Source organism: Stenotrophomonas sp. STK17_22 (genome assembly GCF_051983905.1).
GTDB lineage: Bacteria > Pseudomonadota > Gammaproteobacteria > Xanthomonadales > Xanthomonadaceae > Stenotrophomonas > Stenotrophomonas maltophilia_A.
On record NZ_CP197010.1, the window covers coordinates 63,054 to 85,458 of the forward strand.

At 68.2% G+C, this 22,405-nt stretch carries 16 protein-coding genes; 8 read left to right on the top strand and 8 right to left on the bottom strand.

The features are described 5' to 3' along the window. Positions 1-201 precede the first annotated feature (201 nt). Positions 202-1,155 carry a hypothetical protein gene (locus ACSYS9_RS00275; protein WP_071228638.1) on the top strand — a complete coding sequence of 318 codons (954 nt, stop codon included), beginning with the start codon at positions 202-204 and terminating at the stop codon, positions 1,153-1,155. Next, entirely contained in the window at positions 1,155-3,791 is a 2,637-nt protein-coding gene (gene plsB / locus ACSYS9_RS00280) for a glycerol-3-phosphate 1-O-acyltransferase PlsB (protein ID WP_032128690.1), read from the top strand. Before ACSYS9_RS00275 ends, plsB begins: the two co-directional genes overlap by 1 nt. A 100-nt stretch (positions 3,792-3,891) precedes the next feature. Here the strand turns inward: plsB and ACSYS9_RS00285 are convergent, their stop codons facing one another. Further along, on the bottom strand, positions 3,892-4,095 hold the full coding sequence (locus ACSYS9_RS00285) for a YdcH family protein (protein ID WP_049461553.1): 204 nt from the start codon (positions 4,093-4,095) through the stop codon (positions 3,892-3,894). 91 nt (positions 4,096-4,186) lie between these two features. Between ACSYS9_RS00285 and ttcA the strand changes: the two genes are divergently transcribed. From ttcA to ACSYS9_RS00300, 3 genes are read left to right on the top strand one after another with little or no spacing between them, the layout of a single operon-like run. Beyond that, positions 4,187-5,107, top strand: a complete 921-nt coding sequence (ttcA, locus tag ACSYS9_RS00290; RefSeq protein ID WP_177179514.1) for a tRNA 2-thiocytidine(32) synthetase TtcA — start codon at positions 4,187-4,189, stop codon at positions 5,105-5,107. Positions 5,108-5,143: 36 nt separating this feature from the next. After that, positions 5,144-6,049 carry a recombination-associated protein RdgC gene (locus tag ACSYS9_RS00295; protein ID WP_005411825.1) on the top strand — a complete coding sequence of 302 codons (906 nt, stop codon included), beginning with the start codon at positions 5,144-5,146 and terminating at the stop codon, positions 6,047-6,049. A gap of 59 nt (positions 6,050-6,108) precedes the next feature. After that, positions 6,109-6,888: a M48 family metallopeptidase gene (locus ACSYS9_RS00300; protein ID WP_071228636.1), complete on the top strand. Its 780-nt coding sequence runs from the start codon at positions 6,109-6,111 to the stop codon at positions 6,886-6,888. Between the two features lie 450 nt (positions 6,889-7,338). Here the strand turns inward: ACSYS9_RS00300 and ACSYS9_RS00305 are convergent, their stop codons facing one another. After that, positions 7,339-8,205 carry a methylglyoxal synthase gene (locus ACSYS9_RS00305; protein WP_049422383.1) on the bottom strand — a complete coding sequence of 289 codons (867 nt, stop codon included), beginning with the start codon at positions 8,203-8,205 and terminating at the stop codon, positions 7,339-7,341. Positions 8,206-8,372: 167 nt separating this feature from the next. Between ACSYS9_RS00305 and ACSYS9_RS00310 the strand changes: the two genes are divergently transcribed. After that, positions 8,373-10,781, top strand: coding sequence for an ATP-binding protein (locus ACSYS9_RS00310; RefSeq protein WP_071228635.1), 2,409 nt, complete (start codon positions 8,373-8,375; stop codon positions 10,779-10,781). On the opposite strand, the gene ACSYS9_RS00315 is transcribed toward ACSYS9_RS00310, so the two are convergent. The 3 genes from ACSYS9_RS00315 to ACSYS9_RS00325 all read right to left on the bottom strand — a co-directional run bounded on the left by ACSYS9_RS00315 (position 10,767) and on the right by ACSYS9_RS00325 (position 17,320). Then, on the bottom strand, positions 10,767-12,212 hold the full coding sequence (locus tag ACSYS9_RS00315; RefSeq protein ID WP_014035469.1) for an FAD-dependent oxidoreductase: 1,446 nt from the start codon (positions 12,210-12,212) through the stop codon (positions 10,767-10,769). The two genes, ACSYS9_RS00310 and ACSYS9_RS00315, sit on opposite strands and share 15 nt — an antisense overlap. Before the next feature lie 88 nt (positions 12,213-12,300). Continuing rightward, entirely contained in the window at positions 12,301-16,755 is a 4,455-nt protein-coding gene (gene gltB, locus ACSYS9_RS00320; protein WP_071228691.1) for a glutamate synthase large subunit, read from the bottom strand. A 175-nt stretch (positions 16,756-16,930) separates the two neighbouring features. After that, complete coding sequence (locus tag ACSYS9_RS00325) at positions 16,931-17,320, bottom strand: I78 family peptidase inhibitor (RefSeq protein WP_004133799.1); 390 nt, start codon at positions 17,318-17,320, stop codon at positions 16,931-16,933. 111 nt (positions 17,321-17,431) lie between these two features. Between ACSYS9_RS00325 and ACSYS9_RS00330 the strand changes: the two genes are divergently transcribed. Beyond that, a complete protein-coding gene (locus ACSYS9_RS00330; protein WP_071228634.1) occupies positions 17,432-18,487 on the top strand; it encodes a DNA topoisomerase IB in 1,056 nt (351 codons plus the stop codon). Here ACSYS9_RS00330 and ACSYS9_RS00335 read toward each other — a convergent pair. After that, positions 18,465-18,773, bottom strand: a complete 309-nt coding sequence (locus ACSYS9_RS00335) for a hypothetical protein (RefSeq protein ID WP_004153470.1) — start codon at positions 18,771-18,773, stop codon at positions 18,465-18,467. The two genes, ACSYS9_RS00330 and ACSYS9_RS00335, sit on opposite strands and share 23 nt — an antisense overlap. A gap of 194 nt (positions 18,774-18,967) precedes the next feature. On the opposite strand from ACSYS9_RS00335, the gene ACSYS9_RS00340 reads away from it, so the two are divergent. Beyond that, the gene (locus tag ACSYS9_RS00340; protein ID WP_071228633.1) at positions 18,968-20,074 is read left to right on the top strand and encodes an SDR family oxidoreductase; all 1,107 of its coding nucleotides are present in this window, start codon (positions 18,968-18,970) and stop codon (positions 20,072-20,074) included. A gap of 72 nt (positions 20,075-20,146) precedes the next feature. Here ACSYS9_RS00340 and ACSYS9_RS00345 read toward each other — a convergent pair whose 3' ends face one another. Together ACSYS9_RS00345 and ACSYS9_RS00350 are read right to left on the bottom strand one after the other, a co-directional pair. After that, positions 20,147-21,214 (bottom strand): serine hydrolase domain-containing protein, encoded by a 1,068-nt coding sequence (locus ACSYS9_RS00345; RefSeq protein WP_071228690.1) that lies wholly within the window; start codon positions 21,212-21,214, stop codon positions 20,147-20,149. 137 nt (positions 21,215-21,351) lie between these two features. After that, positions 21,352-22,299 (bottom strand): helix-turn-helix transcriptional regulator, encoded by a 948-nt coding sequence (locus ACSYS9_RS00350; protein ID WP_071228632.1) that lies wholly within the window; start codon positions 22,297-22,299, stop codon positions 21,352-21,354. Positions 22,300-22,405: the final 106 nt, after the last annotated feature.

The following is a 22,405-nucleotide window of genomic DNA, read 5'->3' on the forward strand; positions in this document are numbered from 1 at the left end:
CGGTCCTCGGACCGGACATGTGCCACAACACTGTCCACCGGCCCTGCGCCGGCTTGAAGAGCCTGTGATCCTCGTGATCCCGGCTCTTTTTTTATTCCGATCAGTGACTTGCACAAGCAACCGCGGAAACCGTGACGTCCCGGCTTGCCGCTGTCACCTCGCAGGCCGCAAGATGCGGACCGGTCCGGGGAGTCCGAGTGCATGAGCGTGGCAGTGCGAGGAAGGTCTGCGCGTGGATGGGGGCTGGCAGTCATGCTGCTGCTGGCCGTGACCGCGTGCCGTGAACCGGCCAACGATCCGGCCAGGCCGGCAGCCGAACCGGTTGCGGCGGTGCAGGCGATGGCCCTGCGCCTGGCCGAGGACGATCTGGTCGGCTATGCAAAGCTGTCGGTTCCACCCAGCCAGTACCAGCGCCTGCAGCAGGCCTGGGCCGAGGGCCACAGCCAGTGGCCGCTGACCGAGCTGCCGCTGGGTGACCAGCTGCTGCCGATGCTGGCCGCACTGCGCACGCCCAATGCCGGTGCCGAACTGCAACGCAGCTTCGACCGCCAGCTGGCCGGCCAGGCCGGTGCCGTGCGCCAGGCCGCGCAGTCGATGGGCAACTTCGGTGTGCAGTACCTGCGCCACCAGAAGGGCTATACGCCCGGCCAGCAGGCCCATTACATCGCCCTGGTGGAAACCCTTGCCAGCTGGGCGCAGGGCGCGCCGATCAGTGACCGTGCGCGTGCACGCAGCACGATCGCCGCGCTGGTGGGTGCCGCCGGCAAGGTTGGCTTCGACGATGAGGCCGGCCTGCAGGCCGCGGGCATGGAAGGTAGCCTGCAGCAGCTGGCGCCGTTCATCCATACCCTCAAGGCGGTGCTGGGCAGCTACGGGTTGGGCGTGGATGACGCACTGCGCAGCGTGCGCGGTGAACTGCTCTCGGTGGAAGGCGACAACGCGCTGGTGCGCCTGCACTACGACCTGGCGGGGCGTGAGATGACCCTGCAGCTGCCGCTGAGCCGCCGCGAGGGCCATTGGTACCTGACCCGCACCCTGGCCGACACCGATGCCCTGCTGCGCAAGGCCGACGCGGCCCGTGCCGCAGCGGCGCCGGCACCGGCCGAGACCCCGCCCGAGGGTGGGGAAGCGGCAACACTGCCGCCTAAGCCATAATGGCGCCGATGTCGAAACAGAACCCGCTGCCGTTCCCCGGCGAAGAATCCCAGTCGACGCCCGCCGATACGGTGCCGGCGTCCCCCTCGACCGGTACCGGCCCGAACCCGGTACCGCCGCCCGCGCACGCGCGTCCGGCTGGCCGCCGCCCGCTGTGGGCTCGGCTGCTCGGCCGCCTGGTCGAGCCGTGGCTGTCGCTGAAGATCGAACCGGAAGACCCGGGCCAGTACAACGATGGCCGCCCGGTCATGTACGTGCTGGAGGACTACGGCCTGTCCAACGCGCTGATCCTGGACAAGGCCTGCCGCCAGGCCGGCCTGCCGTCGCCGCTGGTGCCGCTGGCCGGTGACCCGACCGGCCGCAAGCGCGCCTACCTGGCGCTGTCGCGGCGCAGCTCCAGCAACTCGCTGATTCCCGAGCAGCGCGGCGCCAAGACCCATTCGGACTCGCTGGCCAAGGTGCTGCAGGCTCATCGCGTGCGCGATGACCTGGACGTGCACCTGGTGCCGGTGTCGATCTTCGTCGGCCGCGCGCCGGACAAGCAGAGCGGTTGGTTCGCCGTGCTGTTCTCGGAAAACTGGGCGCTGGTCGGCCGCTTCCGCCGCCTGCTGGCGGTGCTGCTCAACGGCCGCAGCACCATCGTCCGCTTTGCCCCGCCGATCTCGCTGCGCAGCACCGTGGACGAAGGCCTGGAGCCGGAGCGCACGGTGCGCAAGCTGCAGCGCGTGCTGCGTACCCATTTCCGCCGCATCCGTGAATCGGTGATCGGCCCCGACCTGTCGACGCGGCGCCTGCTGGTCGATCAGGTGCTGGCGGCGGAACCGGTGCGCGAAGCGATCGCCGCACAGGCCAAGCGCGACAATTCGAAGCCGGCCGATGCCTGGAAGAAGGCGCACGCCTACGCCTGGGAAATCGCCGCGGACTATTCCAGCCCGGTGGTGCGCTCGGCCAGCTTCATGCTCAGCCACGTGTGGAACCGCATCTATGCGGGCGTGCTGGTGCACCACCTGGACAAGTTCAAGGCCGCCGCGCCGGGCCACGAAGTGGTCTACGTGCCCAGCCACCGCAGCCACATGGACTACCTGCTGCTGTCCTACCTGCTGTACGACCGTGGCATCGTGCCGCCGCACATCGTGGCCGGCATCAACCTGAACCTGCCGGTGGTCGGCACCCTGCTGCGCAAGGGCGGTGCGTTCTTCATCCGCCGCTCGATCCGTGGCAACGCGCTGTACTCGGCGGTGCTCAGCGAATACGTCGCGCAGCTGGTGGCCGGTGGCTACTCGCTGGAGTACTTCGTCGAAGGCGGCCGCTCGCGTACCGGCCGACTGCTGCAGCCCAAGGGCGGCATGATCTCGATGACGCTGCGCGCGTTCCTGCGCCAGCCGCGCAAGCCGGTGCTGTTCCAGCCCATCTACATCGGCTACGAGAAGCTGATGGAGGGCGGCAGCTACCTGGACGAACTGTCCGGCCGGCCGAAGGAAAAGGAATCGATCTGGTCGCTGCTGTGGGGCATCCCCAAGGTGCTCAAGCAGAACTACGGCCAGGTGGTGGTGAACTTCGGCGAGCCGATCGCACTGAACGACGTGCTCGCCGAGAAGGCGCCGGAGTGGAAGGGCGAGGCGGTGTCCGAGGACGAGAAGCCGGCCTGGCTGTCGACCACGGTGGACACGCTGGCCGAACGCATCCAGGTGCGCATCAACGGCGCCGCCGACGTCAACCCGATCAACCTGCTGGCGCTGGCCCTGCTGTCCACGCCGAAGCACGCGATGGGCGAGGCCGACCTGATCGCGCAGATCGAGCTGTGCAAGACCCTGCTGGTCGAGATGCCGTACTCGGACCGGGTGACGGTGACCCCGCACTCGCCGGAGCGGATCATCGCCCATGCCGAGGAAATCAACGTCCTCACCCGCATCAAGCACCCGCTGGGCGACGTGCTCAGCGTCAGCGGCGATACCGCAGTGCTGCTGAGCTACTTCCGCAACAACGTGGTGCACCTGTTCACCGCCTCGTCGTGGGTGGCCTGCTGCTTCCAGAACAACCGCCGCATGAGCCGCACCGGCCTGGTCCAGCTGGGCCGTACGGTGTATCCGTTCCTGCAGGCCGAGCTGTTCCTGCCGTGGAGCGAGGACGAGTTCGCCCAGCGCATCGACCGGACCATCGATGTGTTCGTGCGCGAAGGCCTGCTGCAGAACGTCAACGATGACGATGGCGGCATCCTGGCGCGCAACACCGGGCAGACCGACGAGGTGTTCCGCCTGCGTGCGATCGGCCATTCGCTGCAGCAGGCGTTCGAGCGCTATTACATCGCCATCTCGGTACTGGTGAAGAACGGCCCCGGCGTGCTCGGCGCGGCCGAGCTGGAAAGCCTGTGCCAGCAGGCCGCGCAGCGGCTGAGCCTGCTCTACGCACCGGCGGCACCGGAGTTCTTCGACAAGTCCCTGTTCCGCGGCTTCATCCAGAAGCTGCGCGAGCTGCGCCTGGTGTGGCCGGACGAGAACAGCAAGCTGCTGTTCGACGAACGCCTGGACGCCTGGGCCAAGGATGCCAAGTTCATCCTCGGCCGCGAATTGCGCCACACCATCGAGCGGGTCAGCCCGGAAGCGGCCCGCCCGGACGAGCCTGCGCCGCAGGATTGAAGGCAGCGCCGGGCGATGCCCGGCGAACGGCATGCCAACCAAGGTTGGCATCTACCGGGGCGAAGCAGTAGATCCACGCCATGCGTGGATGTGCCACCGCTCAGGCCGGTTCGTCGGGAATCTGCAGGCTTTCCAGCTTGGCGATGCAGTCCTTCAGCTGCAGCTTGCGCCGCTTCAGGCGCTTGGCTTCCAGCTCGTCCTCGCCGTTGGCGGCCATGCGGGTGATCTGTTCATCCAGCAGGCGGTGCTCGGCGCGCAGGGCGGCGAGGTGCTCGACGATCTCGGCGGGGCTGTAGGTGTCCACAGCCTCCGAGCATACACAGCGATGATGACTGCCGGGAGAGGGGAATCCCGACCCCCGGCCGTGGCCGCTCCGAGCCGTTAGAATGGAACCCATGAGTGCCGTGATTTCCCTTCCCGATCCCCAGCCGCGCATCGCCCGTGATCCGCGCGTGGCCGAGCGCGAGCAGCACAAGCTGGCCAAGCGCCTGCGCCGCCAGGTCGGCGAGGCGATTGCCGACTTCGGCATGATCGAGGCCGGCGACAAGGTCATGGTCTGCCTGTCCGGCGGCAAGGACAGCTACACCCTGCTGGACGTGCTGCTGCAGCTGCAGAAGAAGGCGCCGGTGCCGTTCGAGCTGGTGGCGGTGAACCTGGACCAGAAGCAGCCGGACTTCCCCGAGCACGTGCTGCCGGAGTACCTGGCCGGGCTGGGCGTGCCGTACCACATCATCGAGCAGGACACCTATTCGGTGGTCAGCCGGGTCATCCCGGAAGGCAAGACCATGTGTTCGCTGTGCTCGCGGCTGCGTCGTGGCGCGCTGTACAACTACGCCGAACTCCATGGCTTCACCAAGATCGCGCTGGGCCACCACCGCGACGACATGGTGGCCACGTTCTTCATGAACCTGTTCCACCACGCCAAGCTGTCGGGCATGCCGCCGAAGCTGCGCAGCGATGACGGCAGGCACGTGGTGATCCGGCCGCTGGCCTATGTGCGCGAAAGCGACATCGTCGAGTACGCACAGGCACGCCAGTTCCCGATCATTCCCTGCAACCTGTGCGGCAGCCAGGAGAACCTGCAGCGCCGCCAGGTCGGCCTGATGCTGAAGCAGTGGGAAAAGGACCACCCGGGCCGCATCGAGCAGATCGCGCGTGCCATGGGTGAAGTCCGGCCCTCGCAGCTGGCCGACACCACCCTGTTCGACTTCATGGCGCTGGGCCGTCGCGACGAAGCGACGCTGCCCGACGCCCATGCCTGGCTGGCCGGCTCCCCGGCCGACGCCGACGCAGATCCCGAGACGCCCACCGTTTAAGGTCGGTCGCCCTTCCTCTTTGCCATCCGGAATTCCATGTTCTTTCGCAACCTGACGTTCTTCCGTTTCCCGACCACCACCGATTTTTCCGAAGTCGATACCCTGCTGCCGCACGCGCTGCTGAAGCCGGTCGGCGCGCTGGAAATGAATTCGCGCGGCTTCATCTCGCCGTTCGGCCGCGAGGAGAAGGAACTGCTCTCCCACCGCATCGCCGAACATCTGTGGCTGACCGTGGGCGGCGAGGACAAGATCCTGCCGGCGGCGGTGGTCAACGACCTGCTCGAGCGCAAGCTGGAGGAGATCGAGGAGAAGGAAGGCCGCCGCCCGGGTGGCCGCGAGCGCAAGCGCATGAAGGACGACCTGCTGCATGAACTGCTGCCGCGCGCCTTCGTGAAGTCCTCGCGCAACGACGCCTTCATCGACCTGCAGCACGGCTACGTGGCGGTGGATACCTCCAGCCGCAAGACCGGTGAGTACTTCATGTCCGACATCCGCGGCCTGCTCGGCAGCTTCCCGGCGATGCCGCTGAATGCCGAAGTCGCGCCGCGCTCGATCCTGACCGGCTGGATCGCCGGCGAGCCGCTGCCGACCGGGCTGAGCCTGGGCGAAGAGTGCGAGATGAAGGACCCGGTGGAAGGTGGCGCGGTGGTCAAGTGCCAGCACCAGGAACTGCGCTGCGACGAGATCGACAAGCACCTGGACGCCGGCAAACAGGTGACCAAGCTGGCGCTGATCTTCGAAGACAACCTGTCCTTCGTGATCGGCGACGACCTGATCGTGCGCAAGCTGAAGTTCCTCGATGGCGCCCTGGACCAGCTGGAGCATGCCGACGAAGACGGCCGCCGCGCCGAGTTCGACGCCCGCTTCGCCCTGCAGAGCGCCGAGATCCGCCGCCTGTTCCTGTTGCTGGAAGAAGCCTTCAAGCTCAGCAAGGCTGACTGAACAGGCAGCCCGACGGCCGCCGGTCATCCGGCGGCCCGAAGCGGCGCTATGCTGGGCGCATGAGCCGTCTGCTGCGCCGCCTGATCAGCCCGACCCCGCCCGCCACCGTACAGCGCGACACCGTTCGCCTGCGCCTGGAGGATGCCGAGATCGAGGTGCTGCGCGTGCGCGATCCACGTGCGCGCCGCATCAAGCTGAGCGTGGACGAGCGCGGCGCACGCTTGACCCTGCCGCCGCGCGCAAGCCTGGTGATGGGCGAACGCTTCCTGGAACAGCATCGCGACTGGCTGGCGCTGCAGCTGCGCCAGTACCAAGGCCAGGGCCTGCCGGCACCGCTGCAGCCCGGCGAAGACGGCGTGCTGCCCCTGCGTGGCGAACTGCTGCCGCTGCGCTGGCAGGAAGGCCGCTACGCGCGCCTGGAGATCGACGCGCACGGCGCCTGCGTGCAGTGGCCGACCCGCGGCGGTGATGCCACCCTGCGCCGCCTGCTGCGCGAGTTCTACGAAGCCCAGACCCGCGCCGACGTCGGCCGCTGGCTGCCGAAGTACCTGCCCACCCTGCCGCGCGCACCCAGCCGCCTGCGCCTGAAGGTGATGTCCTCGCAATGGGGATCGCTGGCCCCGGATGGCAGCATGGCACTGGACCTGGCACTCGTGCTCGGCCGCTCGGCCGCGTTCGAGTACGTGCTGGTGCACGAACTCTGCCACCTGATCCAGCCGAATCACTCACCCGCGTTCTGGCATGAAGTGGAACAACGCTTCCCCGCCTGGCGCGAACAGCGCGACTACTTCCAGCTGGAAGGGCGACGCCTGAAGGCCATGCTCCGGCAACTGCTGTAGCGCCCGCGCTACAGCAGTTGCCCACGCATTCTTCCTCTACCCCCGCCTTCGGCGCGCCCCTTCAACAGAAGGGGCTTCACTCAAGACCGCGTGCTGAGCAGTCGAGCAAGCTCGACTCTACAGAAGCGCACACAGCGCGCGACCCGCTTCCGCTCTTGCTCTGCTTTCTCTCTTCCGTGGCTGGACACGCACGGAATCTGTCCGTGGCCGGGCGGGTGAGCCATGCAGGGGCGTTGGCGCCATGGATGGCGCCATCGAGCTTACAGGGGTGAAGGCGCTTTGCTTGCGAAGCACTGCTTCGCAAGCGCCTGAACGCACAGCCGCCAGCGGCTGGGCCGGGCCCCGGAGGGGGACTTGCAGCGTCCCCTGCATGGCTCACCCGCCCGGCCAAGCACGGCTTTACCTTCAGATACCGCCAGCCACGAGGGGCTCAGCCGTTGGCCGAAACCCTCACCCCGCCCGCAACGCCGCCGCCGCCGCCCACCGCGCCGCCACCCGCGGCGCCGTAATGCACACCGCCTGATCGGTCACCGTCGTCACCGCGCGCTCCAGCAGCTGGATATCCGCCTCATGCTGGCGCGCCACATGCGGATCCTCGAAGAAGATCGCGCGCTGGCAACGCCCCTCCAGCACCCGGTCGGCAATCTGCGCATCACCGCCCATCGGACCGCTCTGGTAGCGCGTCACCCACGGCGTATCACGCGGCCAGCCCCGGCTCCAGGCCAGCTCGTTCAAACGCTGGCCGGTGGTCCCGGTGGCCACCCGCTCACCGAACCGGGCCAGCACATCGAAGTGCTCATCGGCGAAGGCCAGCATCGCCGGCTTCATCGCATCGTGCGCGATCAGCGCCAGCGTCTGGCCTTCGAACGCATGCAGGTCGTCGGCGCCGGCATCGGCTGCCAGCCCGGCGTGGACGCGCTCCACCTCCACCCAGTCGCGTGCGGTGGCCACGGTCGAAATGAACGGCTTGCCGTGGATCACGCACTGCCGCTTGAGCGCGGTTGCTTCCGGAAACACCGAGGATGGATCGACCGGGTCGATCAGGTAGATCGCGCCATCCAGTGTCCGATCCGGACCCATGCCAACGACTTCGGCGACCAGCTTCATCAGGCCACCCTCGCGTCCGTAGGGATAACGGTGCAGGCCCGCGTACCCGGTCAGGAAGCCCTGCCGTTCGATCGCGTCATGGGTGCGGCCGACCGCATGCAGCGACACGCCCAGCTCGCGCAGGCCGGCCTCGCTGCTGCGCAGCCAACGGAACAGCGCAGCGCGCGCGTCGTGGTGATGAAGACGGTTGGCAGCCAGGCCGATGCGCATCGAACGCTCTGCAGGTACGGGTGAAGGCGGCAGTGTATGTCGGCATTCCCCCATCTGGATGCTTTTACAACTTTCTTCATTGCCGTCGGCCCGCGCGTCGATAGCGTGGCAGGCAGCGGTACCGCAGCGCGGCCGTTCCTTCCGCCCGCGAGATGAGGATGCCTACCGTGAATGTCGCCGGCTTCCCGGCAGCCATTGCTGTCATGGCCAGCCTGCTGCTGCCTGCCGCGGCCTCCGCCACGGGCTGCAGCACACCGCTGCGCATCGCCTGGCCGTCCGACCGTGCTCCTTTGTCGTCCAGCGAACAGGGCGAAGCCCGGGGGCTCGGCGCGGCGTACCTGAAGCTGCTGGGCGGGCAACGGCCACTGCAGCTGTTGCCCGTGCCGGCCACCAGCGTGGACCGGGACGAGCTGCCGGCCGGCACCCAGGCGCTGCTGGGATGGCCACGCTCGCAACTGCCTGCCGGATGGGTGGTCAGCACGCCCTACCTGCAGCTGCCACAGGTGATCGTGCGCCGGGAGGATGCGCCGCCGGTGCTGGGCCTGGAAGATCTACGTGGACGCATTGTGGCCAGCCCCAGCCGGGTGCCGCTGCAGGGGCTGCTGGCCGAGCAGGCAGCGGGTGCGCAGCTGCTGCCACCGGCAGCGCTGGACGATGCACTCCCGCTGCTGGGTACCGGATTGATCGATGCGGTGGTCGCCAACCTCGGCGACGTCGAGGCGGCGTTGCGCCGCTACCAGGGCGATGCACTGCTGATCGCCGCGCCGGCCGGTTTCGATGATGCCCTGGTGCTGGCGACCACGCCCGCCTGCGCCGATGTCATCGCCGGCTTCGAACAGGCGCTGTCGCAGCTGACCGATACCGAGCGCGATCAGATCCGCGCGGCCTGGCTGCCGGACCGGCCGCGCAACGCTCCGTCATCGTCGCCCCTGCGCTGGCTGGTGCCGGCCTCGCTGATCCTGCTCGCCCTGGCGCTGGTCCATGCCTTCGGCTACTGGCGGGTCCATCGCGAGAGCGTGCGCCGCCGAGGGGTGGAGCAGCGCCTGCAGGAGGTGACCGCGAACCTGCCGGCGGTGGTCTACCAGGCGCGTCGTTCGGCGGGCGGCAACTACAGCTTTCCGCAGATCGCCGGGGACGTGCAGGCTCTGTTCGGAATCAGCGTGGAGACCGCGCGGATCGATCACCAGCGATTGTTGGCCGCGGTCCACCCGGATGACCGCAACCAGGTGATGGCCTGCGTCGAGATGGCTGCATTGGCGCGTGGCCCGATCGACGTCACCTTCCGCACCCGCTCGCCACAGGGCTGGCGATGGGTGCGCTCGCATGGGCGGCCGTTGTCCTGCGACGACAGCGACGTCGAGTGGAGCGGCTACTGGATCGACGTCAGTGAGGTGCAGTCACGTACCCGCGCGCTGGCCGAAGCGCGCCGCGAGGCCGAGCAGGCGGCACAGGCCAAGGCGCACTTCCTGGCAACGATGAGCCACGAGATCCGCACCCCGATGAGCACGCTGCTGGGCATGCTCGAACGGCTGGCGGGCAGCAGGCTGGAGCCACGCCAGCAGCAGGTGCTGGCCACCGTCGATGATGCCGCGTGGATGCTGCGGCAGATCCTCGACGATGTACTGCACAGCCAACGCCTGGAGGGCGCACCACTGCAGCTGCGGCCCACCGACCTGGCGGCACTGGTGCGCGCGGTGCAGCAGCTGCTGATGCCGGTGGCCGCCAGCCGAGGCCTGCACCTGCAGGTGGTGCTTGATCCGGAGATGCAGCCGGGATCGCTGGCCGATGGCCTGCGCCTGCGCCAGATCCTGTTCAACCTGGCCGGCAACGCGTTGAAGTTCACCCGGCACGGCCACGTGGAACTGCAGGTGCAGGTACTGCAGCAACGCGACTGGGGCCAGCGACTGCGCCTGCAGGTAAGCGACAGCGGCGTGGGCATCAGCGAGGAGCGCCAGCAGGCGGTGTTCGCTGCCTATACCCAGGCGGAGCGCTCGACCACGCGGCGCTTCGGCGGCAGTGGGCTGGGCCTGGCGATCTGCCGTGAGCTGGCGATCTCGATGGGGGCGGAGCTGCAGCTGCGCAGCTCACCCGGGAAGGGCACCACGGTGTGGCTGGATCTGGACCTGGATGCCTGTGAGGCACCCGTGGCCGCGCCCGCGCCGGCGGTTGCGGACGAGCGTCCATTGCCGGCGGCGCGCGTGCTGATGGCTGAAGACCATCCCACCAACCTGCATCTGCTGGAGCAGCACCTGTGTGCGCTCGGGCTGCAGGTCCACGCCTGTACCGATGGACGGTCGGCGCTTGAAGCATGGCAGGCGCAGCCGTTCGACCTGGTCATCACCGACTGCCACATGCCGGGCATGGATGGCTTCGCGCTGGCACGGGCGATCCGTGCCGATGCCTGCCCGGCGCGTGCGCAGGTGCCGATCATCGCGCTCACCGCCAGCGTGATGGAAAGCACCCGCGAAGCCTGTCGTGCGGCTGGCATCGACCACTTCCTGGCCAAGCCCGTAGAGCCGCACGCACTGCGGGCACTGCTGGCGGCACTGCTGGTACCGGACTCAGTGGGCCAGTAGCCGCACGATGCTGGCGGCGGCATCGCGGCCTTCGGCCACGGCGGTCACCACCAGGTCTGCACCGCGTACCGCGTCGCCACCGGCGAACAGGCGTGGATGCGCGGTCTGGAACGGCAGGCGGTCCTTGCCGCCGGCCACGATGCGGCCGTTGGACTGGCCTTCCACGCCCAGCTCGGCCAGCCACGCCGGCACGCTCGGCGAGAAGCCGAAGGCGATGATCACCACGTCCGCTTCCAGCAGCGATTCACTGCCTTCGATCGGCACGGCGTTCTGGCGGCCGTTGGCATCGGGCTCGCCCAGCCGGGTTTCCACCACGGTCACGCCGATCACTTCATCGTCGGCGCCGGCTTCGATCGACAGCGGCTGCCGGTTGAACAGGAAGCGCACGCCTTCTTCGCGGGCATTGGCCACTTCGCGCGCGCTGCCGGGCATGTTGGCTTCGTCGCGGCGATAGGCACAGGTGACCTTGGCCGCGCCCAGCCGCACCGCGCTGCGCACGCAGTCCATGCCGGTATCGCCGCCACCGAGCACCACCACGCGCTTGCCGTTGAGGTCGGGCAGGGCAATGGTGTCTTCCCAGCCGGCAATCGGCCGGCCCTTCGGATCATCGCCGCCAACGATGCGGCTGTTCTGCACCAGGAACGGCAGGGCCGGCAGCACGCCCTTCAGGTCCTGGCCGTCGAGGCCACCATCGGTGTAGCGGTAGGCGCCGGTGCCGACGAACACCGCGTCGTGGCTGTCCAGCAGCTGCTGCACGCTCAGGTCACGGCCGATCTCCACGCCGAGGCGGAACTGCACGCCCATGCCCTCCAGCACTTCGCGGCGGCGGTGGATCACGTCCTTGTCCAGCTTGAAGCTGGGAATGCCGAACTGCAGCAGGCCGCCGATCTGCTCATAGCGGTCGTAGACCACGGCGGCAATGCCAGCGCGGGCGAGGCGATCAGCGCAGGCCAGGCCGGCCGGACCGGCGCCGATCACCGCCACGCTGTGGCCGCTGGGCTGCACCGCGCCCAGGTCAGGGCGCCAGCCGCTGGCCAGCGCGGTATCGACGATGTACTTCTCCACCGCACCGATGGTGACCGCACCGAATTCCTCCAGCGTGCAGCTGCCCTCGCACAGGCGATCCTGCGGGCAGACCCGGCCGCACACCTCCGGCAACGGGTTGGTGCTGTGGCACAGCGTGGCGGCTTCGTGGATGCGGTTCTCCTGCACCAGCTGCAGCCACTGCGGAATGGCGTTGTGCACCGGGCACTTCCAGCTGCAGTAGGGGTTGCCGCAGTCCAGGCAACGGCCGGCCTGGTACTGGGCGTCCTCCTTGCCGAACTTGCCATACAGCTCGCCCCAGTCGCCGGACGTACGCAGTTCCACTGGAATGCGCTGCGGCATGGTGCGAGGCAGGTCGAGGAACTGGAAGGCGTGCTTGCGGCTCATGGCGGGCTCTGGAATGCGGGGGGAACGTTGCCGGCCAGCGGCCGGCACTACGTGATCCTGGGATGCCGGCCAGCGGCCGGCACTACCGTTACGCGGCGCGTCGCAGGGTTTCGGTCAGTGACTCGATGCTGGCGGCCTTCGGTTTGACCAGCCAGAACTTGCCGATGTAGTCGCGGAACTCGTCCAGGATCTGCTGCGCCCAGATGCTGCCGGTCAGCTCGCGATGGCGGCCGATCAGGCGGTGCAGGTGCTGGCGGTAGTTCTCGAAGCCTTCGGCGGAGACGCGATGGATGTCGATCAGTTCGTGGTTGTAGCGGTCGACGAAATCGCGGTCGACGTCCAGCACGTAGGCCAGCCCGCCGGTGAAACCCGCACCGAAGTTCAGGCCGACCTTGCCCAGTACCAGCACCACGCCATCAGTCATGTACTCGCAGCAGTGGTCACCGGCGCCTTCCACCACCGCCAGCGCGCCGGAATTGCGCACGGCGAAACGTTCGCCGGCACGACCGGCAGCGAACAGTTCACCGCCGGTGGCACCGTACAGGCAGGTGTTGCCGATGATCGCGGTGCTGCGTGCCTCGAAGCGGGCGCCGCGCGGCGGACGCACCACCAGGCGGCCGCCAGCCATGCCCTTGCCGACGTAGTCGTTGGCTTCGCCTTCCACTTCCAGGTGCAGGCCACCGACGTTGAACGCGCCGAAGCTCTGCCCGGCACTGCCGCGGAAACGCAGTTCCAGCGGCGCCTCGGCCATGCCCTGGTTGCCGTGTGCGCGCGCCACCGCACCGGCCAGGCGGGTGCCGATGCTGCGGTCGGTGTTGTGGATCAGGAAGCGGTGTTCGCCACCGCGCTTGTGTTCGATGGCCGGGGCCAGCAGGCCGTCCATCTGCGTGGCCAGGCTGTCCGGCGATTCGTACAGGCGCTGCGCGGCACAGTGGCTGCCCTCATAGCGGCTGTCGGCCAGCAGGCGTGACAGGTCCACGCGCACGCCGTCGCGCGGCGCCGCCTCGATCTGCCGCAGCAGGTCGGTGCGGCCTACGATTTCTTCCAGCGAACGCACACCCAGGTACGACAGCCAGCCACGCACTTCCTCGGCCAGCAGGCGGAAGAAATTCTCTACGCGCTCGGGCTGGCCGGTGAAGTGGTTCTCGCGCAGGCGCTCGTCCTGGGTGGCCACGCCGGTGGCGCAGTTGTTGAGGTGGCAGATGCGCAGGTACTTGCAGCCCAGCACGATCATCGGCGCGGTGCCGAAGCCGAAACTGTCCGCACCCAGCAGCGCGGCCTTGACCACGTCCAGACCGGTCTTCAGGCCGCCGTCGGTCTGCAGCAGGGTGCGCCCGCGCAGGTCGTTGGCCAGCAGCGCCTGGTGCGCTTCGGCCACGCCCAGTTCCCACGGTACGCCGGCATAGCGGATCGAGCTGACCGGCGAGGCGCCGGTGCCGCCGTCATGGCCGGAAATGGTGATCAGGTCCGCACCGGCCTTGACCACGCCGGCGGCAATCGTGCCGACGCCGGCATGGCTGACCAGCTTCACCGACACCAGCGCGGTCGGGTTGACCTGCTTGAGGTCGTAGATCAGCTGCGCCAGGTCTTCGATCGAATAGATGTCATGGTGCGGCGGCGGCGAGATCAGGCCGATGCCTGGACGCGCGTAGCGCAGCCGCGCGATCAGCTCGTTGACCTTGTGCCCAGGCAGCTGGCCGCCTTCGCCGGGCTTGGCGCCCTGCGCGACCTTGATCTGCAGCACTTCGGCATTGACCAGGTATTCGGCGGTGACGCCGAAGCGGCCCGAGGCCACCTGCTTGATCTTGCTGCGCTTGGCGGTGCCATAGCGTGCGGGATCTTCGCCGCCTTCGCCGGAATTGCTGCGACCACCGAGGCGGTTCATCGCAATCGCCAGCGCCTCGTGTGCCTCAGGTGACAGTGCACCCAGGCTGATCGCCGCGGTATCGAAGCGCGGGAACAGTTCGCTGGCCGGCGCCACGTCATCGAGTGGTGTCGGCGCAGCGGCCGGCACCAGCTGCAGCAGGTCGCGCAGTGCCGACGGCGGACGCGCGTGCACGGCATCGCAGTACTGCTGCCAGGCACGCGGATCGCCGCTGCGCGCCGCGCGCTGCAGGGTGGTCACCACGTCCGGGTTGTACATGTGGTACTCGCCGCCGTGCACGTACTTCAGCAGGCCGCCGACATCCACGTCCTGCTGCGCATCCCAGGCCTGCGCGCACAGCTCGCGTGCGTCGGCATCCAGGCGCGCGAAACCGGCACCACCGATGCGCGAAGCGGTATCCGGGAAGCACAGGTCCACGACTTCCGGTTCCAGGCCGATGATCTCGAACAGCTGCGCGCCGCGGTAGCTGGCCACGGTACAGATGCCCATCTTCGAGATGATCTTCGACAGGCCCTTGTAGACGCCCTTGCGGTAGCGGCGGCCGATCTGCGACTGCTCACCGCCCTTGCTGAGCTTGAGGATGCCGCGTCGGCCCAGGTCGAACAGGGTCTGGTAGGCCAGGTACGGGTACACCGCGGTAGCGCCGAAGCCGAGCAGGCAGGCCATGTGGTGCGGGTCGCGCGCGGTGCCGGTCTCGACGATGAGATTCACGTCGCAGCGCAGGCCCAGCCGCGAGAGGTGGTGGTGGATGGCGCTGGTGGCGAGCAGGGCATGCACCATCGGCCGCCCGGCCACCGGGTAGCGGTCGGACAGCAGCAGCATCACCATACCCTCGCGCGCGGCCTGTTCGGCCTCGGCGCAGATGCGCTCGATGCCGGCGCGCAGGCCCTCGTCTTCGCTGTAGGACAGGTCCAGCAGGCGGTTGGCCTGCACGTACTGGTCCATCTTCAGCAGCTGGCGCAGCTTGCGCTGGCTCAGTACCGGCGAGTTGAGGATGACGTGGTTCACCGTCTCCGGGCCGGCGTGGAAGATGTTGGTCTCCTTGCCGAGCTGGGTGGACAGTGACATCGCGCAGTCTTCGCGCAGCGGATCGATCGGCGGGTTGGTGACCTGCGCGAACGCCTGGCGGAAGTAGTCGTACAGCGGGCGGCTGCGCTGGCTCAGCACCGCCATCGGCGTGTCGTCGCCCATCGAGCCAGTGGCTTCCTGCTCGGTCTCGGCCAGCGGTCGCAGCACCTGCTCCACTTCCTCGCTGCTGAGCTGGTAGAGCTTGTGGTAGCTGCGCAGCGTGCCTTCGTCGAAGGGTTCCTCCACCAGCGAGGGATCGATCAGTTCGGTCTGCAGGTAGGTCACGCCCTGCTGCAGCCATTGCTTGTACGGCGCGCGACCGCGGTTGATGCGATCCACCGCATCGGAGTCGAGCAGGTCACCGCGCTTGAGATCGATGGCCACCATTTCGCCGGGGCCGAGCTTGCCCTTGCGCACCACGCGCTCGGTCGGCACCTCCCACACACCCGCTTCGGAGGCAACCAGGAAGTGGCGGTCGGCGGTCAGCATCCAGCGCGCCGGGCGCAGGCCGTTACGGTCCAAGGTGCACACCGCATAGCGGCTGTCGCAGGCGACGATGCCGGCCGGGCCATCCCACGGCTCGCTGTTCAGGCCGTGGAACTCGTAGAAGGCCGCCAGGTCCGGGTCCTTGAATTCCAGCGACTGCGTAGCCGGCGGCACCAGGATGCGCAGCGCCTGGATCAGCTCCATGCCACCGGCGACCATCAGCTCCAGCATGTTGTCCAGGCTCTGCGAATCGGAGCCGTGCATGGAGATGACCGGGTCGAATTCACCGATGTCGAAGCGCGGTGTCTTCCACACCTTGCTGCGCGCCTGCGCCCAACGCCGGTTGCCTTCAATGGTGTTGATCTCGCCGTTGTGGGCGAGCATGCGGAACGGGTGCGCCAGCGGCCAGCGCGGCAGCGTGTTGGTGGAGAAGCGCTGGTGGAACACGATCGCGCTGGAGGCCAGCTCGCGGCGCTGCAGGTCCGGGAAGAAGCGGCTGAGCTTGTCCGGCAGCACCATGCCCTTGTAGCTGATCGCATCCGGGGTGAGGGTGGTGACGTAGAAGTCGGCGTGTTCGCGCAGCTGCTGTTCGCTGCGGCGACGGGCCAGGAACAGCGCCAGCGCGAAGCCGGCATCGTCCTGGCCGATGCCGGCGTCGACGAACACCTGCTCGATGCGCGGCAACGTGTCGCGCGCCAGCTGGCCGCAGACGCTGTCATCGGTGGGCACCTCGCGCCAGCCGGCGACCTTGCAGCCCACCGCTTCCACCTGCGCCTGCAGCTGCGCGCGGCAGGCCTGCGCCGCGTCGGCGTCGTGCGGCAGGAACACCAGGCCGGCGGCGAAGCGTGCGGAGACCGCGATGCCGGCTTCGCTGGCCAGCAGTTTCAGGAACGCATCGGGGCGGCGCAGCAGCAGGCCGCAGCCATCGCCGGTCAGGCCATCGGCGGCGACACCGCCACGGTGGGTCATGCGCGAAAGCGCGGCGATGGCGGTATCAACCAACAGGCGCGATGGTTGATCGTCGAGCTGGGCGACCATGCCAAATCCACAGGCATCGCGCTCGGAGCGCGGGTCGTAAAGCCCTTGGCGGTTGCGGGGGGCCATCTCTACCTCGATGCGGAATGAATTGAACGGGGACACTCAAGCCCGCTCAATCCCTGGAGCGCATCGTGAGGCCACCGGATGCCTCGACTAGATCACAGGTTGCTGCAACGCCGCAATACACGGTTGCAGGTGCAACAGAACGCGCCGGCAACCCAGTGCCGGCGCGGGGCCGGACTCAGCCGCAGCGCGCGCCGCTGACGGCGCCCTTGGCGTCCACTTCGATGTTCAGGCGGTCGCCGAGGAACTCCATCGTGGCCACGTCGTTGGGCTTGAGCACGCGCACCTGGTTGGCGCCGGCATCTTCCTGCGCCTGCTTGCCCAGCGCGTCGGTGTAGGTCTGGCCGACCAGGCTCTGCACCTGGCTGGCATCGCAGGTGCCGACCGGCGGAGCCTCGGTGGCCTTGCCGGCTTCGTCGGCCGGTGCCTTGGCGGCTTCGGCAGCCTGCTGGGCATGGGCCGTGGCCGAATCCTGTTCATCCAGCGCCGGTGCCTGGCAGGCGGTCAGGGCCAGCACGGCCGGCAGCAACAGGGCGGAGAGCGAACGGGCGCGAATCGGGAACGACATCATGACTCCGGAAGGGGTTGTGAAGACCCGAGCATAGCGGCGAACCGGCCCTCACGTGTTTGTCTTGTGTTATCGACAGGATCGCGGCATGGCGACGGCGACACTACCGACATGCCAACCCCCTCCACCCCCGAACGACAGGCCGCGCGCGCGGCCGGCCTGCGCTATGTCGATGACACCCAGCCGGGCATCAGCCGGCGCCGCGCCGGCAAGGGTTTCAGCTACCGCGATGCCGATGGCCACGCGATACGCGACGCCACCACCCTGCAACGCATCCGGGCGCTGGCGATTCCGCCGGCGTATACCGCCGTATGGATCTGCGCCCACGCCAACGGCCACCTGCAGGCCACCGGCCGCGATGCACGCGGGCGCAAGCAGTACCGCTACCACGCCGACTGGGCGAAGGAGCGCGATGCCGGCAAGTTCGACCGCATCATCGCCTTTGGCGAGGCCTTGCCCACGCTGCGGCGGCGGTTGTCGCGGGATCTGAAACGGCCGGGGTTCCCGAAGGAAAAAGTGCTGGCCATGGTGGTGGCGCTGTTGGCGGACACCCTGGTTCGGGTTGGCAATGAAACCTATGCACAACAGAACCGTTCGTTCGGACTGACCACACTGCGCAACCGCCATCTGGAGCTGCTGCGCGGCGGCCGGGTGCGCATGCGCTTCCGCGGCAAGTCCGGGCAGCTGCAGGAGGTGACCGTGGGCGACCGCAAGCTGGGGCTGCTGGTGCGGCGCCTGCAGCAGCTGCCGGGGCAGGCGCTGTTCCAGTATCGCGATGATGAAGGTGTGCTGCAGCCGGTGGATTCCAGTGCAGTGAACGACTACCTGCGCGAGGTGATGGGCGAGGACTTCACTGCCAAGGATTTCCGCACCTGGGGCGGCACGGTGGCGGCGGTGCAGGCGTTTGCCGCCACCGAACTGCCGGAACCGGCCAGTCAGCGCGCGCTGGCGCAGGCGCAGCGCGCGGTGGTGTGCGAAGTGGCATCGCTGCTGGGCAACACTCCGGCGGTGTGCCGCAAGGCCTACATCGACCCGTGCGTGTTCGCCGGCTGGGAGCGCGGTGAACTGGCCAAGCTGGCCGGTCTGCGTGGGCCGCGCCAGTGGGAACAGGCCACCCTGCGCGTGCTGCGCAGGGCGCGCAGGCTCAGCCGCAGTAGATCGCGGTGATGTTGTTGGTGCGGCCCTTCTCGATGGTCAGGCGATCGCCGCCCTCGCTGGCCGGCGGCACCCGCGGACCGTCGTGGCGCAGCACCCGCACGTGCAGGCTGTCGCTGTCCACGCGGGCGCGGGCCACGGTGGCGTCCGAAGCGGCCAGGCCCAGTGCGCCGCGCACCATGTCGCTGTGGCACTGCCCGGAAATGACGCCGTCGATCGGCTGTACCTGGGCCATCGGCGTGCTGCTGCAGGCGGCGAGGGCGAAGCAGACGGCGGTGGTGGCGATGGCATGTTTCATGGTGGCGTTCCTTGTGTGGTTGCGTGCAGCGTGCGACGTCGCACGTGGTGGCGGAATGAATACCGTGCACATCGTGGACACGGTGCGCTCACTGCCGCCAACAGCATAGGTGGAGACACTGCAGGCGCGGCGGATGCCGCCCCGGGTAGTGCCGGCCGCTGGCCGGCAACCCCATTCCCCCCGAGGAGACCTGCATGGCCACCGCCAAGAAGACCCCCGCCCGCCGCAAGGCATCGCCGAAGGTGCGCAAAGGCAGCACCGCAACCAAGACCGTCGCCGACCCCGATCGCCCGCGCGTGGTGAAGACCGCAACCCGCAAGGCGGCTGCCAGCGATCCGCGGGCAGCGCGCGTTGCGGCCCGGCAGCGGCGCCTGCAGGACCAGGAAAAGTCCAAGGATGTGCGCGCGGCAAAGAAGGCGACAAAGAAGACCGCGACCCAGGCAGGCGCACGCCGTCAGCCGGAGGCGATGCCGGCGCAGCAGCTGGCCAAGCCAGGGCACGAACACGAACTGGAGCTGGCGCCGCGTTTCCTTGCACCGGACTACACCGGCAGCGGCAAGCTGCAGGGCATGCGTGCGATCGTCACCGGTGGTGATTCCGGCATTGGCCGTGCAGTGGCGGTGCTGTTCGCACGCGAAGGCGCCGATGTGGCGGTACTGCACCTGGACGAGGCCGAGGACGCGGACATCACCCGCCAGCACGTGGAGCGCGAAGGCGGCCGCTGCGTGGTGATCGCCGGCGACGTGCGCGATCCGCGCTTCTGCAACAAGGCGGTCAAGCAGGTGGCCAAGGCGTTCGGCGGCATCGACATCCTGGTCAACAATGCCGCGTTCCAGCTGCATTGCGAGCGGCTGGAAGACCTGGAAGACGCGCATCTGCAGGAAACCCTGCAGACCAACATCGGCGGTTACATACAGATGGCGCGCGCGGTACTGCCGCATCTGGGCGAGGGTGCCAGCATCATCAACACAGGATCGGAAACGGGAATCTTCGGCAGCAAGGCGCTGATCGATTACTCGGCGACCAAGGGCGCGATCCACGCGTTCACCAAATCGCTGGCCAGCCAGCTGCTGCCGCGCGGCATCCGGGTCAACTGTGTGGCGCCGGGACCGGTGTGGACGCCGCTGAACCCGGCCGACAAGCCGGCGGAGGACGTGGCGGAGTTCGGCAAGGACAGCGACATGGGGCGGCCCGCACAGCCTGAAGAACTGTCGCCGGCCTATGTATTCCTGGCCTCGCCGGTCTGTGCCAGCTACATCAGTGGGGTGATCCTGCCGGTGATGGGCGGGCCGCACGGCTGACGCACCGATTCTGCCGGAAATGGCCGTCGGCGCGGCCGATGCTTCGGTAGTGCCGGCCGCTGGCCGGCAGCCTCAGGGCACGGTCACCGCAGGCGCATGGAGATCGGCAATGCGCGGAATGAACTGCTGTGGATTGGCACCGACCAGATTGGTCAGCACCACCACCGCCACGCCGCGGTCGGGGTAGACGATGAAGGCCGATCGCGCGCCACCGATGCCGGCCACCTGCAGGTCGGGCGATGCGCGCAGCACCGGCCAGCCGCCCGCCCATGGGCCGGCACGGCCATCGGTGAGGCGCTCTGCGGTCCACATCCTCTTCCGAGCTGCATCCTGAAGCAGGCGCCCGTCGGTCAACGCGACCAGCCAGCGCGCGGTGTCATCGGCGGTGGTGAGGATGCCACCACCGGCCCACAGTGAAGGCGGTATGTCGTAGAACCAGTGCGACAGGCGCGGCGGTGCATCGGCTGCGTCGGTGGCACGCGGGGCCAGGCTGTACATCGTCGCCACATCCGGGATCAGGTCGTAGCTGTCGCCGAAGGTGGTGCGCGCCATGCGCGCGCTGCTGAACTGGCGGGTGGCGAGGAAGCGTTCGTAGGACATGCCGGATTGCTGCGCGATGATCCGTGCCAGCAGTACGTAGTTAGTCTGGTTGTAGGCGAAGCGCTGCCCGGGTACGGCTTCGACCGGCCGCGCAGTGACGGCTGTCCACGCCTGCGCTTCGGAGCCACCGCCCAACAGCCCATTCGCATCAAGGATGTCCGGAAGGCCTGAGGTATGCGCAAGCAACTGGCGTACGCGTACGTCTCTCCACGCTGCCGGAAGATCATCCAGGTAACGCGAGGCCGGCGCGTCCAGATCCAGCTGCCCCTGCTGGGCCAGCTGCGCGGCAGCCACGCCGGTGAACGCCTTGGTGGCCGAATTGAGCGGAAAGCGGGTGTCGCGCGAGGCGAGCACACCGTTCTCGACATTGGCCAGGCCGTAGGCTTCGGACAACACGATCTGCCCGTCTTTGATCACCGCGACCTGCAGCCCGGGAATGCGCTGCTCCAGCATGATCTGGCGGATCAGGCGGCGGGTCTGGTCGTTGGCCTGGTCCTGGCTGGCGGAGATGGCGGCGAAGGGCAGGGCAGTGATGAGCATGAGCATGACTCGAAGCGTTGGGCGGAACATGCGGGATTCCGGCGGGGCGTCGAGGATCGGATGCAGGGAACGTGGAGAAGGTTTAAGTGCTGTACGCGCGGCGAGCGCAGGTTCCGGTTCGGCAGGCGGGCACGCTGCTAGCGGATCCGGGAGGGGGACGTTCCGAACTGTCGCTTGAACGCGGCACTGAAGCTGCTGGTATGGGCGTACCCGGCCAGGCTGGCCGCCACGTCCACTGACACCCGTCGTTGCAGCAGGGCATCGTGTGCCCGTTGCAAGCGCAGAGCACGCAGCCAGGCGGCGATGCTGCTGCCGTGCAGCTGCTGGAAGGTGCTTTGCAGGTCGACGGCGTTCGTACCCAGCCTGCGCGCCATCTGGTTGATGGTCAGGCCATCGGCCTCGCCGCTCTGCAGCCACTGTTGCAACTGGTCCACGCAACGCCGCAGATGCGCGCTGGGGGCAGGCGCCTCGCGTTCGGCGATCACGGATCGAACCACGCTGGCCGCGACTTCCAGCGCAAAGCTCTCGCGTTGCAGGCTGGCCAGCAGAGGCGGCTCCGCCGTTTCCGCCCCGAACAACGCTGCGGCCCGCCGCAGCAGTGGCGCAGGCGGTTGCCACGCCTGGTTGCGTGCGTGGCTCAGTCGCAGGCGGGTGAGTCCGGCCGATGCAATGCCATCGAGCTGGCGCGACAACCAGTCCCGGCCGAGGTGCAGGCTGACCTTGGTTTCCTCACGACCCGCCTGCCAATGGCGCTGGAACGCTTCCTCCTCACGAAGGTGGACCAGCATCGCCGGGCTCCCGTCCCGGCGGCTGTCCATCTGCAAGCGCTGGTTGGCGATGACCACTTCGGCCTGCCCCTGCAGCAGGAAACTGGCGGTGATACCCGCAGGCAGGCAGTTCTGGCTGCGGCCGCCGACCATGTCCTGGCTGCGGCTGAGGTAGAGCACCAGGCCGCTGTCCATCGACTGCACCTGCTGCCAGCCGGCCAGCACCGGCAGCGCATCGGGAAGGCCCGATTCAAAGTCGACCCGGCCGCCCAGCGCGTGGGCGGCGCTCATCAGTTCGGCGCAGGAATAGACCTGCATGCAAGGCACCCACGAATGCTGTCGTGCCTAAATTTTCTTTCGTCGCGCCTAAACTTGCAATCGTATTGCAAATTATTCTCATTTGCGGGGCTGGGCCACTGCCCCT

Bases quoted from the DNA above. Each gene is read 5' to 3' on its own strand.
- ACSYS9_RS00350 (WP_071228632.1), bottom strand. From the start codon at position 22,299: ATGCAGGTCTATTCCTGCGCCGAACTGATGAGCGCCGCCCACGCGCTG.
- ACSYS9_RS00325 (WP_004133799.1), bottom strand. From the start codon at position 17,320: ATGTCGTTCCCGATTCGCGCCCGTTCGCTCTCCGCCCTGTTGCTGCCG.
- ACSYS9_RS00340 (WP_071228633.1), top strand. From the start codon at position 18,968: ATGGCCACCGCCAAGAAGACCCCCGCCCGCCGCAAGGCATCGCCGAAG.
- ACSYS9_RS00335 (WP_004153470.1), bottom strand. From the start codon at position 18,773: ATGAAACATGCCATCGCCACCACCGCCGTCTGCTTCGCCCTCGCCGCC.
- ACSYS9_RS00305 (WP_049422383.1), bottom strand. From the start codon at position 8,205: ATGCGCATCGGCCTGGCTGCCAACCGTCTTCATCACCACGACGCGCGC.
- plsB (WP_032128690.1), top strand. From the start codon at position 1,155: ATGGCGCCGATGTCGAAACAGAACCCGCTGCCGTTCCCCGGCGAAGAA.
- ACSYS9_RS00315 (WP_014035469.1), bottom strand. From the start codon at position 12,212: ATGAGCCGCAAGCACGCCTTCCAGTTCCTCGACCTGCCTCGCACCATG.
- ACSYS9_RS00330 (WP_071228634.1), top strand. From the start codon at position 17,432: ATGCCAACCCCCTCCACCCCCGAACGACAGGCCGCGCGCGCGGCCGGC.
- gltB (WP_071228691.1), bottom strand. From the start codon at position 16,755: ATGGCCCCCCGCAACCGCCAAGGGCTTTACGACCCGCGCTCCGAGCGC.
- ACSYS9_RS00275 (WP_071228638.1), top strand. From the start codon at position 202: ATGAGCGTGGCAGTGCGAGGAAGGTCTGCGCGTGGATGGGGGCTGGCA.
- ACSYS9_RS00345 (WP_071228690.1), bottom strand. From the start codon at position 21,214: ATGCTCATCACTGCCCTGCCCTTCGCCGCCATCTCCGCCAGCCAGGAC.
- ACSYS9_RS00295 (WP_005411825.1), top strand. From the start codon at position 5,144: ATGTTCTTTCGCAACCTGACGTTCTTCCGTTTCCCGACCACCACCGAT.
- ttcA (WP_177179514.1), top strand. From the start codon at position 4,187: ATGAGTGCCGTGATTTCCCTTCCCGATCCCCAGCCGCGCATCGCCCGT.
- ACSYS9_RS00300 (WP_071228636.1), top strand. From the start codon at position 6,109: ATGAGCCGTCTGCTGCGCCGCCTGATCAGCCCGACCCCGCCCGCCACC.